Below are 16,030 nucleotides of genomic sequence, written 5' to 3' on the forward strand. Positions count from 1 at the left end.
AAGATACAATATTACGGTTTTTTTGCTACTTGATTTTCAATCAGGTTTTTTGATTAATTTATAGTACATGATGTAAAAGAAAGAAGGTATTATGATTCAAGTAAATGTTTGGCTCTCTACAACCCAGATTTTAGGCAAACGAATAAAAAATCGTTTTTTTGGTCCTTTATTAGCCTCTGAGGACAAAGGCGAAAACATTGGCCATGCTAATTTTGTTATGGAGCTTAATGAACGCTCTCCTGGATATCAAAAATTAGAAGATAAATCATCTCCTTTATTCGCAAGAAAAAGTCTTTGTTATATCCCTGAAGTTGTTGTTGGCAATTCAGGCCTGTATTATAAACGCAAACCGCTTCGAAGTGTTCAAGTCACTCATAGCTTCTGGCCCGAGGAAAGTCCTTCCTCAGGAGAGTTAGCTCGTGATTTTTTTAATCTATTACACCTTGCCCCCAAAAGTAAAGGAACAAAGCCAGAAATATCGGATCATGATTCCGATATGAGAAGAGAAGAAAGTCATACCCATTCTCTTACCATCGAACATCCCGCTTATAGGATAAAGCAAAAAAAAATAGATGCTGCCAAGAAAAAAAATCTCAAGGCAACTGTTGATGTTTGGAATTTAGATGGGGATATAGACAATAGAAAAAATATCGTAGAAAAAATCAATCAATTAACGATAAAACAGCAAACTTTGCTTGCTTCACATAACCAACTTCTTGAGCAATCTCAGGCTGACCTGTATGCATTAAGTAAAGCAAAGGATGAAATAACTGCTGAATTATCAAGAAATACTAAAGAATCCATTTTTCCTTCCAAGATATTAAGTTATTTAAAAAATGTTGCTAAGCCTGATTCAAAGACGATCGCTGAAATATCGCGAATAATCAATGCGTTAGAGGATTTGCAAAAAGAGAATGAAACACTCCATCGATCATTGATTGCTCTTGAAACAGAAATAGAGCAAACACAGCTTATTTGCCAAGGGCAATTACGAGAGAATCAACAGGCGTTGGATCAGACTGCAAATGAGATCGTAGTCCTTGAGAAGCAACTTCAAGAACTCAATGAACGAATCAATGGCATGGATGAAAATACAGTTGAGCAGTTAAAAGCCAATGTTCGAAATCGAGCAGACTTTCTTTTACGGAAGGAACGGTTGATGGAAAGTTCGAATAGAACCGAAGGCAAACATCCCGATCACTCGATCCATCTGCCAACAAGTGATAGTGGTTTACGTTATCATATTAATGAGTTGGCAGTTATTGATGCAATGCAAAAGGAGAGTAATGAAAATTACTGTTTTATACAAAATAATTGTGCGAAAAGTGTTAAACGTTGTTTATTGGCTGGTATACAACATTTAAAAAACGAATTGAAAAAAAATGGAGTGCCAGATAGTTTTTTCAGACCTCAAGCTATTGAAACAACAAATGGAGTTTATAAGTGGGCTAGATCATTGGAACGTGAATTGACCAAGTTAAATACCCGGCCTGAAGTGCAAATTGAAGTGGAAAAAACCTCTCTGAGTATGAGCTGTAAATAAGACTTTAGCTGCTATAAAATTCATAATAAATTTTAGCTAATGCATTATGACAGCTTAGTTGAAACCACCGTATGCGACATCGCGCATACGGTAGTGTGATAGGACGGGGTTGTGAGACCCCTCCTCCTACTACTCAATAATCTGCAAAAATATCTGGTTATACTTATTTTTTCATTGCGTCAATATAACCAAGACGATAGAACGCATCATAATAATTTAGAGACGCGGCCATCCTATAGTAATAAGCTGCTTTTTCATAGTTAACGTCTCCAAATTTATTCTCAGAAAAACCACTTTCATACATTCTACCGATGAGATAGTAGTAATGAGGGTTAGATTTATACTTTGACATTTCTTTAAAGGCTAACGTGTAAAACTTTTCTGCTTGTTTCATGTTTTGGTCTACACCAAAACCATATTGATAAAAATAACCAACATAGTAATTAGCATCAATATTTTCTCTCTCGCTTAATTTTTCGAAAAGAGAAAATGCTTTTTTGTAGTAGAGATCAGCTTTTTTCTCATCATGATTACATCGATAGTACTCAGCTAAATCATAACAAGACTTGGCATCATCATATTTAATATCATTTTCTGCGTACCCAATAAATTTTTCATTAAAATATCTTTGATAACCCTCGCCAAAATAAATTTCTGAATAGTTCATAATTAATATCCTTATTAGTTTATGTAACAGCTTTTGCCAATGGTACTGTAATTAACAATAGAATGCTTTTTTAATAAATCAAGATTTATTTCAGCTTAAAGATCATTGTTATGTCCTGTGGCTATTGTTTATTTATCGCAATCATAAGTTATTTATTAATAATTCGCTTATTTGTTTAATATTTTTCAGTTGATCTTAAAGACAAAAATAAGCTCCTATTGCGCCACAATAAAGCCCCGTGGTTATTTAACGGACATATTCAGTGAAAAATGCTAAACTACGTCCTCCTAATTCATAAGCGATGCAAAATGAAACTAAACATTCAAAACTTACTTAAAGAACTTGTGTCCTATACGATCGTTGGCTCTTCTAATTTAAGCGTTGAGGCTAAATCAATATTGTCCGAAATGAGAAAAGAATTCAAAAGACTAGAAGCCAGTAGTGATGCTAACAAACAAAAAAAAATGATTGCATTATTTATGGGTGGAACTATTTCTGCTCTTATAGAAGATGATTTGAACTATAACTATACATTTAAGCTTTATCCAAATGCTGCTACTAAAGAAATTCTAGAAGAAATACCAACAAATGTATCTAAAATTGAAGGAATCTATGTAATAGGAAATAAAGCATTATCAAATCTTCCTCAATTATTTAATAGTGATATATTTAAGGTTGAGGAAAAGATAATTAATACAAATAACCCCATACCATTCTTTCCTAAACTTAAAGAGAACGCCGATCAAATTGATCTGTTAGTTAAATTTTGTATTAAATATTCAAATGACTTAGAGCATTCTGAGGTTGAGACTGACGACTTAGCTTTGGTTAATTTAAAATTTGAGAAACCAGCATCTGTCGAAGCGGATATTGTAACTCCATTCTCGAATATCAGTATGCAAATTTTAGGTGGTTTTATGGCCGTAGTTGGTGCCGCTGCGGTTGTGGTTGCTTTTGTAGTTCTTAATGCAGCAACTTTTGGTATTGCAGGATTAATAACAGCGGGTATCGGAATCGCAGCAGCCCTTTCAGGTGTTGGGCTATTTGCTACTGGTACATATAGAAATTGTCAGTCAGCACCTGATCAGTCTTTAGATAGCGTTTTTGTTCCTGTCTAACGTGAGTTAGACTGTAACAAAACAAAGGAGTTTGGTTTAAATTAAGTGAAGTTTTTTTAGGCTTCTACGCATAAGCTGCCAATCCTGCTAATGGATTAACCATAAACAAAAAATAGCCCTCCGACCAAAGAGGATAAATAGAAAAATTGTGAACTATCTAGTAAGTGGGTTTTGAGCTAAAATGTAATTGGCATGGTTAAATATTTTAAAATTATTCCTGATCGGTATAGAAACAGAAGAAAATGGTTTACCTTGAGATTTAATTTAATTGCTGCAATTTATGATTTTGAGATTTAAAGCTGTTAGGCAAGAGTCTTTTATTGTGCTTTCATAAATACCTCATTGAAGAACGCGAATATAGGCTTAATTTTTATCATTGAATTCATCCTGCTTTGTCCTCTACCCTTCAAAACCAATGGCAATCTTTTCTGTTGGATTTTATGCATTACTATTATTAAAGCGCAAATTTCATTAATACTAAAAAACGTTTTATGACAGTACGATCACCAGATAGGTTAAATATAAAGCTCCATTCAAAAGCAACGCCTTAATTTTAATTCCGCGAGTTGAAATATTAAATCTTAACCATGCTGTAGCAATATAGGTTACAAGAATACCTGTAAGCACTATTCTAGAAGGCTCCCAAGGGGTTAGGAGTATTCCTAATGCAGGAAGTAATGTACCTTGAAAAACCATTGCTCCGGTTATGTTGCCAAAAGCAAGAGTATCTTGGCGCTTTCTCACCCAAATCACGCTATTCACTTTTTCTGGTAATTCTGTTGCTATGGGAATGACGAGCAATGATAGAAGCAAAACAGGTATGCCCAGAGAGTTAGCCGCCTGTTGTATCCCATGAATAAATCCTTTTGCACTCAATACTAATAAGACTAAGCCAAAAAGTAATTGAATTAAAATTGTTGTAAGGTTGGTTTTAAAACCCAGTTTAGCGATTAACAATGGTTCATTTGTGATCACTGCATGGCCATCTTCTACCAATGCCTTAGAGGCCCTGAACGTGAGCAACAGGTAAATAAAATAAAGGAGAATAAGAATGATGCAAAATAAAATACGCATGTAGTTTGGTTCTAATGGAAGAAACATCGCTAAGGCAGCCAAAGTAAAGGCGACTAAGAAAAAACTCATGTCCCGTTCAAAACCAGTCGCTTCTGGTGTTATATATCCATTAATTCCTCGTTTCTTAATGACTGAAAAAGCCATAATAAAAGTTGATAAGGTTGATAACATTAACGGAGCACCTAGAATTGCGCCTACACTAATTTCTTCATTAACTTGCCTATCAGCAGTTCCTGCAATTATTGCTAAAATCGGTACGGTAGTTTCTGGAAGTGCGGTAGATATTGCTGCAAATATTGAGCCAGTTACACCGGTTGAAATATCTATTTTTTCACCAAAGTACTCCAGCGCATTAGAAAATAATTGCGCTGAAATTAAGATGAGAATCAGCATTAATAATAACTCAAACCACATATACATATAATATCCCTCAACTTGCAGCCAATTTATTCATCCATAAGTGTTTTTTTAGATATATTCGGGGTTCACTTACAAAATTTTAATGTCCAACATAATTTAGAGTAACTAAAATACAAGGCCCTTTTGCAATAACATTAATTTTATGATGGTTACACGCTTCAATGGCTGAGTCACTTTCTGCCCCAGGCTGCATCCAAATATTTTTAATTCTTTTTTTAATTGCCTCTTCAACAATTTTCTCAGTAATAAAAGACGGAGTTATAATGGAAATACTTTCAACCTCATCGGGTAATTCACTTACTGAATGTATTACAGACATCCCTTCAATTGTATCTTCTTGCGGATTTACAGGATAAACTTTTTTCTTATTCTCAAGATAACAGCGTAAAACCTTATTGCCATATTTTGCCCGATTAGATGAAGCCCCAATAACAGCAAAAGCTTTTGACTGGAAAAATGTTTCAATTTGATGATTTATCATAGTAGTTTCACCTTAATAGTTTACATTTACTTAATTTAGCAGTGAATATTGATCCATCATATTTTTATACAGCTATCAATTTGATAATCATAACATTTTTCCAATTTCAACATCACGCGGATCACTTTCATGATGGTCGGGAGCACGAAATGGAATGCCATACTCACCCATCGTTGAATATCCAATCTGTTCCATCGCTTTTGACGCTTTATCAACGAGCAAAATATCTTGAACAACAGGAAGGATATCAATAATAGGTTTTGCACTTAATCCTGGCACTGACGTTGAGCCGATATGATGCATTTCGATGCAATTGTCCCCCAGTCCTTGCTTTATTTGATGGGCTTCTGCTGCAAAAAGTTCAGGCCATAGTGGATTATAGGAAACAACTTCAACGATTCTATTCATGATTTTGTTCGATTAGGTTTCAAAATTGTGAATCATACCTTAGAGAGACATTACACTCAAATGAGCATAATCCTTTTTCTGTAGCTAGCGAATAGGCGGTAGTTGGATTTTTTTATTTTAAGGCCGTGTTTAACCTATCAAAATTTTCTACATGTTGTTCATCTTTGTTCTTTTCGTTTCAGTTTCCTCTCTTGCAGTATGTAATATTCTTTTTACCCAGTTTTTTAATTTAATATAGTGCGGTCCCTCCCAATAAACCTTTTTGCAGGATTCGCACTGCATGAAAGTCTGATAATGTTTTTTTGTCAATGCTGATAGCTCCCCGCTAACTTCAGTTTTTTTTACGTTCTTTAGTAATCCGTTACACGCTAAACATCGTGTAAATGGATTGCATTGATTTATTAAATGAAATTGCATCAAAACTTCCTCTACCTGCTTTTCTGGATTGGTATTGTGCATCCAGTGGCCATGGGTGACGCTTTTATTTTTTAAAATGCCAACATCGCGGGTTAATATAATTCGACGTTCCTTTTTACTGCACTGAATTATAAATTCATCGGTCAAATTGTTCTCATAAATCGCATCAAATCCAAGTAAACGTAAATACTTGACGAGTTTCCCAAGATGGACATCCAGAATAAAACGAGGAGTTCTTAACGGTTTTGGACGAAGTCGAATTAACTCACTTACATCAAAAGTTCCAAATATTGGATAGACAGAAATATAATCATGATCTTGAATTAGGTAGTTAAAATCAACAGATTTTCCATTGACCAGGATTACTTCTACCTCAGTATGAGGAACTCCAAACGACTCAATAAGATCTTTAATCGAAGTTTTTTGAGCCAAAGTATGAGTGAAGCACTTTTTACGCTTCTCCAGAGGAATTAAATCATTTAATTCATCATAAAATCGTAAACTTAATGAGATCATAATTTGATTAAGCTGTTTGCTATTTCAATTAATGGCACAAAATCTGAAAAAAAATTAGAACACTATCATTCGGCCTTTTAAAAATTGCAGAAGCATTCTCTCATTTGATATAAATCTTTAGATTATCCATTATTTGATATATTATAGTACACCTTGGTTATTTGTTATTTTGTATAACAATTTATAAGTTTTATTATGCCTAAATTAAATAAAGTAGATAACAGCAGCGATGGAAATTGTCTTTATTATGCCTATGGCATCTCATTGATGTATCACTTGCGTAAAAATGGAGAGAGAGCGGAAGCAGAGAGCATATTTACCAGGCTGGGATTAAATCCTGCAGAAAAAGCAAAGCTTTTTTATTTATTAGGAAATGAAAAAAATAAACCATTTACGCCGCTACATATAAAAAGAATTATCGAGCCTATACTTGGTTCTGCCTTGAGACATTATGCTGCAAATATGACTCGAGAGAACTTTTTAGAAAATCCCAAAGGTTCATCCCTATATACAGCAACCAATTATGGTATGATTTTTCTTTTCAAAAAAATGCTTAAACAAAAAGAGCATCCTGCTCTTTTCTTGTTTGAATCAGATAGTTTTGATAATGAAAACTATAATACAGCAGAAATATTTAAAGTCGAAAACATGTCTAGAGAAATGCATGCATTTATGAGCGCGAAATTCGAAGAAATTATAAATATTTTCGATCATGAATGGTTTGCAGAACAAAGAGAACCTAAATCACTTGCTGAGATCGGGAACTACATGTTCCATTTAAAGCAGCATCTAACAGATGTAATCGGAGAAATGACTGTAGCGTTTTTCCTGAAAGAAGAACACAAGAATCTTGAGGCTTATATTCGTCATTTAAGTACTAATTACAGATGGGGGACAGAAGAAACCTTAATGCTGATGCATTGTAAACTCCAGGGAGAAATACGCGAGCGGATTGACGATGGCCATGTAGCAATACGCTACGAGACCCCTATGGCGTTGCAAATTTATCGTGACGGAACACCTTATTTTTCATCAGAGGAACATGGTACTCCAGATATTATTTTAAATAACTCAGGCAATACTCATTGGTTCTCTTTGATTAACTCTGAATTCTACTCGATTAATAGCGAACATATTCTGAGAAATGATCTATTAGATATAGTAGGATTTAATGCATATATGCAAAAAATGTTGGAAAAGGGAGACGATCTGGAAAAAACGGATAAAACAGCAAGTGATGAAATATATCTACTTCATAAAAGATTAACTGAAGAAAAAGAAAAATTTCTAGCTCAAGACTCTCGGATCACACGAAAAGAATTCGCAGCCGCATGTAACACTCTATTATCAGACCCTAATGCAACGAAGGAATTACAAAAACAATACGGTGCAGTAGATATCCTAAACAATATAATAAACTGCCTTTATCTCATAGTTACATTTGACTTTAGTAATTTGCTTTTGGGTAACTTTAATGTGATTAATCCTTTAGGAATCAATTCAATGTTTCATCGAGTGAACACCCTAAAAACATCATTAAAAATATCACTTTTAGACTTAGAAAACAGTGAAATTCTTGATAATAACAATCAATTAGGATAACCAAGAATTATCTCTGAGTGACGTAGTTGAATTTTTATTAAATAAATTCCTCATTTTTTATGGATAGCGAGAAAGAACATACTCCTGATGATGTTCTTCATCTTCAATAATCAGTCTGGCGTTTGTATGTTCTCCAGGCTCGAGCAAGAGCCTTCTAGCAAGCTCATAGATAGAGAACGTATTATTGGAATACTTTGAAAAGCGAAATAAATGCCTTTCTTTTTTTAAAAAATGGTCTGAGCTGTTTAAAATATGGAACGCCAAGCTCCTTTTTTGCTCACGATCCAACTCATTAATTATATTTTCCAAGCCTAAAAGATATCCCTCTTTGCGTTCTTTAAGGGAGAGATTGGGTAACAATTTTTCCTGCAGCCATTGATCAATCTCTGCCTCACTTCTTCTCTTTTTTGAAAGGTAATCGAGATCATTATGTGCTGATATTTCAAACAAAGTAGTCGGCTTTTTATGAGGATTGAAACTGAAGTATGTAACTTGTACGCCAGAAAGCTTCTTGCAATTTTCCTGGAAATTTCTTAGCTCATCTGCAGTAGGCGTTTCATCAAGAAGCAATTTAGTGAGGAACATCTTTAACTCATAAGCACAGCTTCTCCTTTCACATGCCTCTTCACCATCTCTAGTTATCGTGCCCTTAAGTTCAAAATAGGTAAACAAGTGAAAAGGTAATAAATCATGAAGCTCAATCTTTGAATTTATAGAACCTTTTACATTTAAAAATGACTGTAGGGTTTTATTTTTCTTATCAATATATTTAATAGTTAAACTAAAGCTTCCTTTCCCGTCAGGTGCCCATTCAAGATATAATTTCCCTATCTTTGCTTGCGCCCAAGAGCGACCCGGATCATTTGGTGGTATGACAAAATCTTCATCTTCAAATAGTCGTGATGGCAAATTCTCCTCACTGCATTCTGGTAGATCACGTAGCCTGTAGAGACACATAGGGACTTTCTCATAATCATTTCCGACTTTTCGAGAGGTTAATATATCGTTTGGAGTATATGGTTTTAGATCTTTAAGTTTTGTCATTTTCCACCGTTTTCGATGATGATTATGTATATAATTTACACCAAGTGAATTATTTTGGTAATATAGCGCTATTGAAAGATAAATTTTCCAAAATGGAAATAATTTAAAAAAAGATAATGGACAAAAGTGATTTCAATGAATTTATCCTCGATTTGTTCATGCCACTCGCTATTACTGTATATTAATTATACACTTGGTGGGTTATCGAAGATTCTTCTCAAGATATTTATACCATTCTTATCATTCCATAATATTCATAATCTATTATGAAGCGCTCCAAATATAGCCAAGCCTTGAGTACGAAACCAGTATTTATCTTCACCAATAACATACGTTTCAAGTCCGGGAATCGCCTGAATATTGGAGTACCCTGTTGTATAAAAATAGCTCTTCCCAGTGATGTAATGCTCTTTCATATCTCTGGAAGGAGTAACCAGAATAAAGCCATCAGGAATAATTTTGACTAATTGTCTAATAAAATCCACTATGTCCTTTTCTTTTTCAATTCCGTTCTCTACCCCTAAAAGATAGGGAACAAAAGCAGTATCAAAAGCCTGTTTTTGATCACTAAGTATTTGGTCTATTGTCCCCACATGAAACTGAATGTTTTTATCAAGTTCAAAATTAGTTTGAATTTTGGATTGAATAGCACGCTGTACCAGTACCAGCATATAGTGAATATAAATCCGTCTTAAAGAATTGGGATAAATTATCCAGAATAAAAAATTAGTAAATTTTCCATAGGGCAAAGTAACTAACGGTGGATACCAACATGTAAGCGCATCTAATAATTCACCAATTGATGGTAATGGATTTCCTCGATAATCATACTCACGATAAAGATAATATTTCTTAAATGCTTTCATCCACGCAATTGTAATGGGATCCTTATCAAAAGCTGTAACTGATTTTGCGCCCGCCAACGCAAATAAAAAACTGCTATTTCCAAAACCAGGGATCACCAAGACATTTTTCCCTTCGATGTCAGATCGTATATCATAGCGATTTTTTTGATTCCCGGTCAAAGCAGATGATAAAAAGCGCTCAGCCCCCATGGGGTATATTTGAACCTCTTTATTATCAGAGAGTCTTGTTATACGCCTGTCCAAGATCCATTTCTTTTCTTGCTTGCTTAAAATAGTTTCATAAGCTGACATAAAATTCCTAGTTAATTTTTTGACAGTTGTAATCGCAACGATTTAATCGATTTTGTTATCAATGCTAGTAACTCTGGAGTGCTGAAACTTAATTTTTCCGCAAGTTTTTTGCCTAACGATTGCGAAGGTCGTTCGACAAATACATGCAGGAACCAAGATAGTAGTACCGATGCAAAAATAACTGCACTCAAAGCAATCCCAATTCTAAAATTCATATCCAACATGATACGAAGAATAATGTAACCCATAATGCTGTGAGTAATATACAAAGGATAACTAATACCAGCTAGAAAATTAAATATAAGATTTGCTTTAAAAAGATGAGGAAATATATAAGCAAACATAAAAGTCAATAAAGCTAAAGCATAGCTCCAAGCCAATATTAAATTGTTTGAATAAGGCCCTGCCCACCAAGCGATGCAAAACATGAAAAATAAGATACTTATTATCAAATACCCCATATCAGATGATATTTTCTGACAGAATAAATAATGAAAAACCACCCCGATAAACATGAAAATTAAATAGGGTGTTGACATCATATAGATTTCAGCCTGGATGAAGGCAACTAAATGATTCATTGCCCATACTGGAATCATGTGCGACGCATAGCAGGTTAAAAGAAAAAGGGTTGTGGGTATAAAAAAAACGTTCAGTGAGTAACTACGAAACCAGGCAATCGATAAAGCCACAATTAGGTAAAATTTCATTTCTATTTCGAGAGTCCAGATAATTATATCTATGTTTCTTGATCCAAGAATATCTCGAATTCCAGGAATGTAATGAATTAACACCTCTTGAAAAGTATATGGCCATGCTGCTGGAAAATATTTTCCGCATAAAAAAAGAGCTAATAAAGTAATACTAAATCCTATCATGTAGGTTGGAATAATACGAAAAAGGCGATTTATGCAAAATCCTATGGCATTTATTCTATGGAGTGAAAAAGGAATAACAAATCCACTGATAATAAAAAATAACCCTACCCCATAAGCTCCCCAGTCAAAAAGAGGAAAGAGATTAAGCCATATAATATATGGTGGTATTGCGTGGGATTCAGGAGAGAAAAGTGGTGCATTAATTAGATGCGCGATTGAATCTCTCTTGTACCAAAATGAACTTAAGTAATGGGAGATAACAACCGATAATGCCGCAAGGCCTCGCAAGGTATTTGCAAATTCGATCCTGGAATTAGTGCATAAAATGTCACTCATAAGTAGGCAACTGGCCCCTCTTTTCTATGATTATTATTATGAGTCATCGCGGTATTTTCATTATACTTTGAATCAAACTAATAAAAACCAATTGTATCTCACTACGTTTTTCTTGACTATCCTCTGTTTTAGCTGTGTACCATGTAACAGTAAATTTACACGATTATTCAGAAGGATGGATTTTTTTAACGCCTTCATCTTAAGTTTTTTTGTCTAATACAGAAAAATTTCACCTGGTTTAAGCCTCAGTTAACAATGCTCTGATAAAATTAAATACATATAGTTCATAAACCGAGGAAATCATGAGATACAAAACAACTGTTGAACAACAACGCGATGGCTCTCTTGTTATGAAAGATGGAGCGCGTGAGGCAATTGGCGATATGACTTTTGCATATCATGCACTTTTAGCAATTTGCGACGATCAAAGTAGTAAAAAAAATGCATTCGTAAATGGCAAAGATTTTTTTGTAGAATCAGCCGATGGTCGTTTAAATTCAGACAGGTTAAAAGTAACTATTAGTAAAGAGTTTGCCCAAGATGCGATTGCGGTACTCAAAAGTGAATACCCAGGATTGGAGATCAAAGGCGAACAACCTGTTCAAACAAACACAACTAATTATCATCCTAATTAGGGAATGTATTTTTTAGCGAGGAAATAAGAAAATTTCTTTTGCTAAATGATTTTCTGATATCTGATGAGTAGCATTTTGACTCAATCTATATATTTTTATTTCGAACATACCCACTTTAATCAATACAATCATTTAACTTAAAATTTATTGCTGATAATGGTTTACAAGTTAAAAGAATGAATTCATTATCTTGATTCAATAATTTAGTATCAATTAAAACTATGGATGCTAAAGTAGCTTTCAATCGTCTTCCAAGCGCTCAATGCAACGGAATTGAAACGCGGCGATTTAATTTAACCATTTTTATTTAAGGACAAATGTATGGCTAAAATTCTTTGTGTTCTGTATGACGATCCAATCAATGGGTATCCCAAATATTATGCGCGGGATAGACTTCCCAAAATAGAACACTATCCTGATGGACAAATGGTACCTACTCCTAAGCATATTGATTTTAAACCTGGCGTTTTACTTGGCTCTGTGTCTGGTGAACTAGGGTTGCGTGAATTTCTTGAATCTCAAGGACATCAGTTTGTTGTTACTTCTGATAAGGAAGGACCAAATTCTGTTTTTGAACAAGAATTACCTGACGCAGATGTAGTGATTTCTCAACCTTTTTGGCCTGCTTATTTAACTTCAGAGCGAATTGCCAAAGCAAAAAAATTGAAATTGGTAATTACTGCAGGTATTGGTTCGGATCACGTCGACTTACAAGCAGCTAAAGAAAGGAACATTACCGTAGCGGAAGTAACTTATTCAAACAGTATTAGCGTTGCCGAGCATGTGGTCATGATGATTCTTTCATTGGTACGTAATTATTTGCCTTCTTATCAATGGGTTATTCAAAAAGGTTGGAATATTGCGGATTGCGTAGTTCGTTCTTACGATCTGGAAGGAATGACAGTGGGTTCTGTTGCATGTGGACGAATCGGTTTGGCGGTTATGAAACGCTTAAAACCCTTTGATGTTAAATTGCATTATACAGATCGCCATCGATTGCCAGAGAGAACCGAAAAGGAATTGGGATTGGTTTTTCATAATCATGTCGAATCTCTTGTTGAAATGTGTGATGTGGTAACTATTAATTGCCCCTTAACACCAGAGACCGAAAATTTATTTGATGAACAATTGATTAATAAAATGAAACGTGGTTCTTATCTTATTAATACCGCTCGAGGAAAAATCTGTAATCGCGAAGCCATTGTAAAAGCCTGTGAAAATGGCCAACTTGCAGGCTATGCAGGAGATGTATGGTTCCCACAACCAGCGCCTAAAGACCATCCTTGGCGTACAATGGCTAGCCATGGTATGACTCCTCACATTTCAGGGACTTCCTTATCTGCACAAGCTCGTTATGCTGCGGGAACCCGTGAGATTTTGGAGTGTTGGCTCGAAGGCCGCCCTATCCGTGATGTGTATCTTATTGTGGATCAGGGTAGACTCGCTGGAACAGGAGCACATTCATACAGTATGGGTAATGCAACTGTAGGGGCTGAAGAAGCATAAGATAGCCCGGTTCTTGCATCCCGAATTTCTGTTCGATCCTGGATGCAAGAGGCCATTTCTAGACTTATTTTTTATACATAGCGAGACAGAACAAGATCCTGATGATGTTCTTCATCTAAAATAATGGCCATGAACGGACGACTTTATTGAATGAACGATATTGGATCTTATTATAGTAGGAATCAACAGTTAATCTAAACCTGGCAGCTAATCCAAGTGTTTCCCAATATAAACTTTCAATTAATCCCATACAAAACAGCCGTTCTCTTCTTAATTTAGATAGACGCAGTTTGGTAAACACGCTTATAATCAAGCGTAAAACTGTCTTGCAAGAGACTACATAGATGGTTTAAAAGGTTCCTCATCAAAAGAAAAGTTATCAATACCATTGAATCTTAAAATAGAATTAATGAGATCAATTATCTTCTCAAATATTGTCCTTTTATCATAAAGTGTTTGTGCGAGAGTACTATTATATTCAATAGCTAAATCTGTATTTGCATATTCCATACCGCCTAACCCGGTAGGTCTCAAATGGAGTCTATTTTTAATGATCATCATTGCAGATTTATCGTCATTAGTCACTTCGACTATTCCTAATCCATCAAGTTGCCCTAAGCCCATTAGCTCTGTTTGCTCATCAATATAGATACTTCCATTTTTTTCATAAATATTAATTTTTGTATTTAATTTATTTCCATCAATTATGTATCCTTTTGCAGCAACCGCAGTATTATCAGTGAGTGATTGCGCTGCTAAATAAAGAACGCCCCATTGATAAAAAACTTTACTTAATGTGCCAACATACTGAGTTTTAATCTCCTCATTATTACAAAACTTCAATAGCTCTCTTTTAAAAAGATTGGATATATTATCGATCGAGAGTTTATCTTTTACGGCACTTATCTTGTCATTAATAGTCATCCCTTTTGCATCAATTGCCAAATCAGCAATGAAGATATCCAGTAATAATTTGCCATTAAAGTGAATTTTTGCTGCATCTCGCTTGAGATCATGAAGACACTCGGCAAGATCGCCCTTCATGCTCGCTTTTCGTGTTAAAAATTTTCTATTTCGTATTTGCCAAAATGGTGTAGTCATCAAGAATTTTTTTTGATATTTTTCCGTTTGTCATTATAAGTACATTTTATTAATGTTTTATTAAGTGCATTGAAATCTGATCCTGAATCCAGGGCGATTTCATCAAAGTTTAAAAACCAATCACTTTTCTTAAGTATTGAGTAGAAAGAGCAGCTTTCATTCTTTTTAAAGCAATACCATCCTGAGAGGATTTGTCCTCTTCCAGCAATTTGAGAATGATTTTTCGCATGATGCTTAAATTTCTATCTGCATATCCACGATAAATGGGGCATTGGTCCTCGTTCATTCCTACGTCTAATTTGTAGTGCAAGCCATTTTCTATTTGCCAATGCTCACGAATCGCTTGGTACATTTTTCTGTGTTTTTTATAAGGTAAGGACGTGATGTAGTAACGCGTGGCGGTTTCAACATGGCCTGTCGGTAAATGACGTATCGATTCTACGCGAATATAGGCACTTAAATCCTTCCATTGTTGGCTATATCGTGGCAGATACATAGCGGGCAAAAGGGTATACTTTCTTTCTTCAATACGGCTATGGTCGTAGTTCATGGACTCTTTTTGTTGATACACCATCGCCTTGTAGTTGAGCTCATCTGCTTTAGCGAAAAGATTATCAACCTTTTTATACAGACGCTGATGATTTTTCTTTAACGCAAGCACATAGTGGGCTTGTTTAAGACGGATGAGATTCGCAATTCCTTTGTGCGTACCCATCGCATCAATCGTTATTATTTTATCCTTGATAGCCAGTGCTTTTAATAAAATAGGTATTCCTTTTATTTCATTGCTCTTATCAGGCGTAGCGGTACCTTGCTAAGGTGGTCGACAATCTGGGGGAATACGCATTAATTAGATGCGTGGCTTTCTTGTTTCCTCTTTGATGCGATGAGCCTCGGCTTGTTTTGCCATCAATGGCAATCACATCGTCTGTGAATAACTGACTTATCTCTCCAACCCAGTTACTTAAGCAACGTTCAAACTCTAAAGGCTCAATCAGTGAAAATACACGAGCTAACGTTTGGTGGCTGGGAATTCCTTGACTTAAATCAATAAATTGACTTAACCAGCGTCTTCGAGTTTTGGCAAAAAGTGCCATCGCTTTCCAACCATCACAACCGCATATTAA

16 protein-coding genes and 1 pseudogene are annotated in these 16,030 nt (G+C 35.0%); 6 read left to right on the forward strand and 11 right to left on the reverse strand.

The window, feature by feature from the left end; translation table 11 throughout:
* Positions 1 to 91: 91 nt before the first annotated feature.
* Complete coding sequence (locus DGG96_RS19155; protein ID WP_110144090.1) at positions 92 to 1,543, forward strand: coiled-coil domain-containing protein; 1,452 nt, start codon at positions 92 to 94, stop codon at positions 1,541 to 1,543.
* A gap of 163 nt (positions 1,544 to 1,706) precedes the next feature.
* Here DGG96_RS19155 and DGG96_RS19160 read toward each other — a convergent pair whose 3' ends face one another.
* Positions 1,707 to 2,210 (reverse strand): tetratricopeptide repeat protein, encoded by a 504-nt coding sequence (locus DGG96_RS19160; protein ID WP_110144091.1) that lies wholly within the window; start codon positions 2,208 to 2,210, stop codon positions 1,707 to 1,709.
* Between the two features lie 308 nt (positions 2,211 to 2,518).
* Here DGG96_RS19160 and DGG96_RS19165 point away from each other — a divergent pair, with 308 nt between their 5' ends.
* The gene (locus DGG96_RS19165) at positions 2,519 to 3,328 is read left to right on the forward strand and encodes a hypothetical protein (protein WP_110144092.1); all 810 of its coding nucleotides are present in this window, start codon (positions 2,519 to 2,521) and stop codon (positions 3,326 to 3,328) included.
* A gap of 180 nt (positions 3,329 to 3,508) precedes the next feature.
* Positions 3,509 to 3,625 (forward strand): annotated as a pseudogene (locus DGG96_RS21480) (IS5/IS1182 family transposase); the annotation flags it as partial.
* Between the two features lie 192 nt (positions 3,626 to 3,817).
* Here DGG96_RS21480 and DGG96_RS19170 read toward each other — a convergent pair.
* From DGG96_RS19170 to DGG96_RS19185, 4 genes are all read right to left on the reverse strand, one after another.
* Positions 3,818 to 4,822: a sodium:calcium antiporter gene (locus DGG96_RS19170; RefSeq protein ID WP_233590622.1), complete on the reverse strand. Its 1,005-nt coding sequence runs from the start codon at positions 4,820 to 4,822 to the stop codon at positions 3,818 to 3,820.
* Positions 4,823 to 4,901: 79 nt separating this feature from the next.
* Positions 4,902 to 5,303: a CoA-binding protein gene (locus tag DGG96_RS19175; protein WP_110144093.1), complete on the reverse strand. Its 402-nt coding sequence runs from the start codon at positions 5,301 to 5,303 to the stop codon at positions 4,902 to 4,904.
* 87 nt (positions 5,304 to 5,390) lie between these two features.
* The gene (locus tag DGG96_RS19180) at positions 5,391 to 5,711 is read right to left on the reverse strand and encodes a GrpB family protein (protein ID WP_110144094.1); all 321 of its coding nucleotides are present in this window, start codon (positions 5,709 to 5,711) and stop codon (positions 5,391 to 5,393) included.
* A gap of 147 nt (positions 5,712 to 5,858) precedes the next feature.
* The gene (locus DGG96_RS19185; protein WP_110144095.1) at positions 5,859 to 6,644 is read right to left on the reverse strand and encodes a Mut7-C RNAse domain-containing protein; all 786 of its coding nucleotides are present in this window, start codon (positions 6,642 to 6,644) and stop codon (positions 5,859 to 5,861) included.
* 195 nt (positions 6,645 to 6,839) lie between these two features.
* Here DGG96_RS19185 and DGG96_RS19190 point away from each other — a divergent pair, with 195 nt between their 5' ends.
* Positions 6,840 to 8,246 carry a hypothetical protein gene (locus tag DGG96_RS19190; protein ID WP_110144096.1) on the forward strand — a complete coding sequence of 469 codons (1,407 nt, stop codon included), beginning with the start codon at positions 6,840 to 6,842 and terminating at the stop codon, positions 8,244 to 8,246.
* Between the two features lie 57 nt (positions 8,247 to 8,303).
* Here DGG96_RS19190 and DGG96_RS19195 read toward each other — a convergent pair whose 3' ends face one another.
* From DGG96_RS19195 to DGG96_RS19205, 3 genes are all read right to left on the reverse strand, one after another.
* Positions 8,304 to 9,290 carry a hypothetical protein gene (locus DGG96_RS19195; RefSeq protein ID WP_110144097.1) on the reverse strand — a complete coding sequence of 329 codons (987 nt, stop codon included), beginning with the start codon at positions 9,288 to 9,290 and terminating at the stop codon, positions 8,304 to 8,306.
* A gap of 254 nt (positions 9,291 to 9,544) precedes the next feature.
* Positions 9,545 to 10,447 carry an ABC transporter permease gene (locus DGG96_RS19200; protein WP_110144098.1) on the reverse strand — a complete coding sequence of 301 codons (903 nt, stop codon included), beginning with the start codon at positions 10,445 to 10,447 and terminating at the stop codon, positions 9,545 to 9,547.
* An 11-nt stretch (positions 10,448 to 10,458) separates the two neighbouring features.
* Complete coding sequence (locus DGG96_RS19205; RefSeq protein WP_110144099.1) at positions 10,459 to 11,661, reverse strand: acyltransferase family protein; 1,203 nt, start codon at positions 11,659 to 11,661, stop codon at positions 10,459 to 10,461.
* A gap of 302 nt (positions 11,662 to 11,963) precedes the next feature.
* On the opposite strand from DGG96_RS19205, the gene DGG96_RS19210 reads away from it, so the two are divergent.
* Both DGG96_RS19210 and DGG96_RS19215 read left to right on the forward strand, forming a co-directional pair.
* Positions 11,964 to 12,296: a hypothetical protein gene (locus DGG96_RS19210; protein ID WP_110144100.1), complete on the forward strand. Its 333-nt coding sequence runs from the start codon at positions 11,964 to 11,966 to the stop codon at positions 12,294 to 12,296.
* A gap of 321 nt (positions 12,297 to 12,617) precedes the next feature.
* The gene (locus tag DGG96_RS19215) at positions 12,618 to 13,802 is read left to right on the forward strand and encodes an NAD-dependent formate dehydrogenase (protein ID WP_110144101.1); all 1,185 of its coding nucleotides are present in this window, start codon (positions 12,618 to 12,620) and stop codon (positions 13,800 to 13,802) included.
* A 336-nt stretch (positions 13,803 to 14,138) separates the two neighbouring features.
* Here DGG96_RS19215 and DGG96_RS19220 read toward each other — a convergent pair whose 3' ends face one another.
* From DGG96_RS19220 to DGG96_RS21345, 3 genes are all read right to left on the reverse strand, one after another.
* A complete protein-coding gene (locus DGG96_RS19220) occupies positions 14,139 to 14,903 on the reverse strand; it encodes a hypothetical protein (RefSeq protein ID WP_110144102.1) in 765 nt (254 codons plus the stop codon).
* A gap of 109 nt (positions 14,904 to 15,012) precedes the next feature.
* The gene (locus DGG96_RS21340) at positions 15,013 to 15,684 is read right to left on the reverse strand and encodes an ISAs1 family transposase (RefSeq protein ID WP_110144103.1); all 672 of its coding nucleotides are present in this window, start codon (positions 15,682 to 15,684) and stop codon (positions 15,013 to 15,015) included.
* Positions 15,685 to 15,697: 13 nt separating this feature from the next.
* Positions 15,698 to 16,030: ISAs1 family transposase (locus tag DGG96_RS21345; protein WP_133249348.1), on the reverse strand; the 333-nt coding region annotated here is incomplete at its 5' end.

This window comes from Legionella qingyii, from assembly GCF_003184185.1.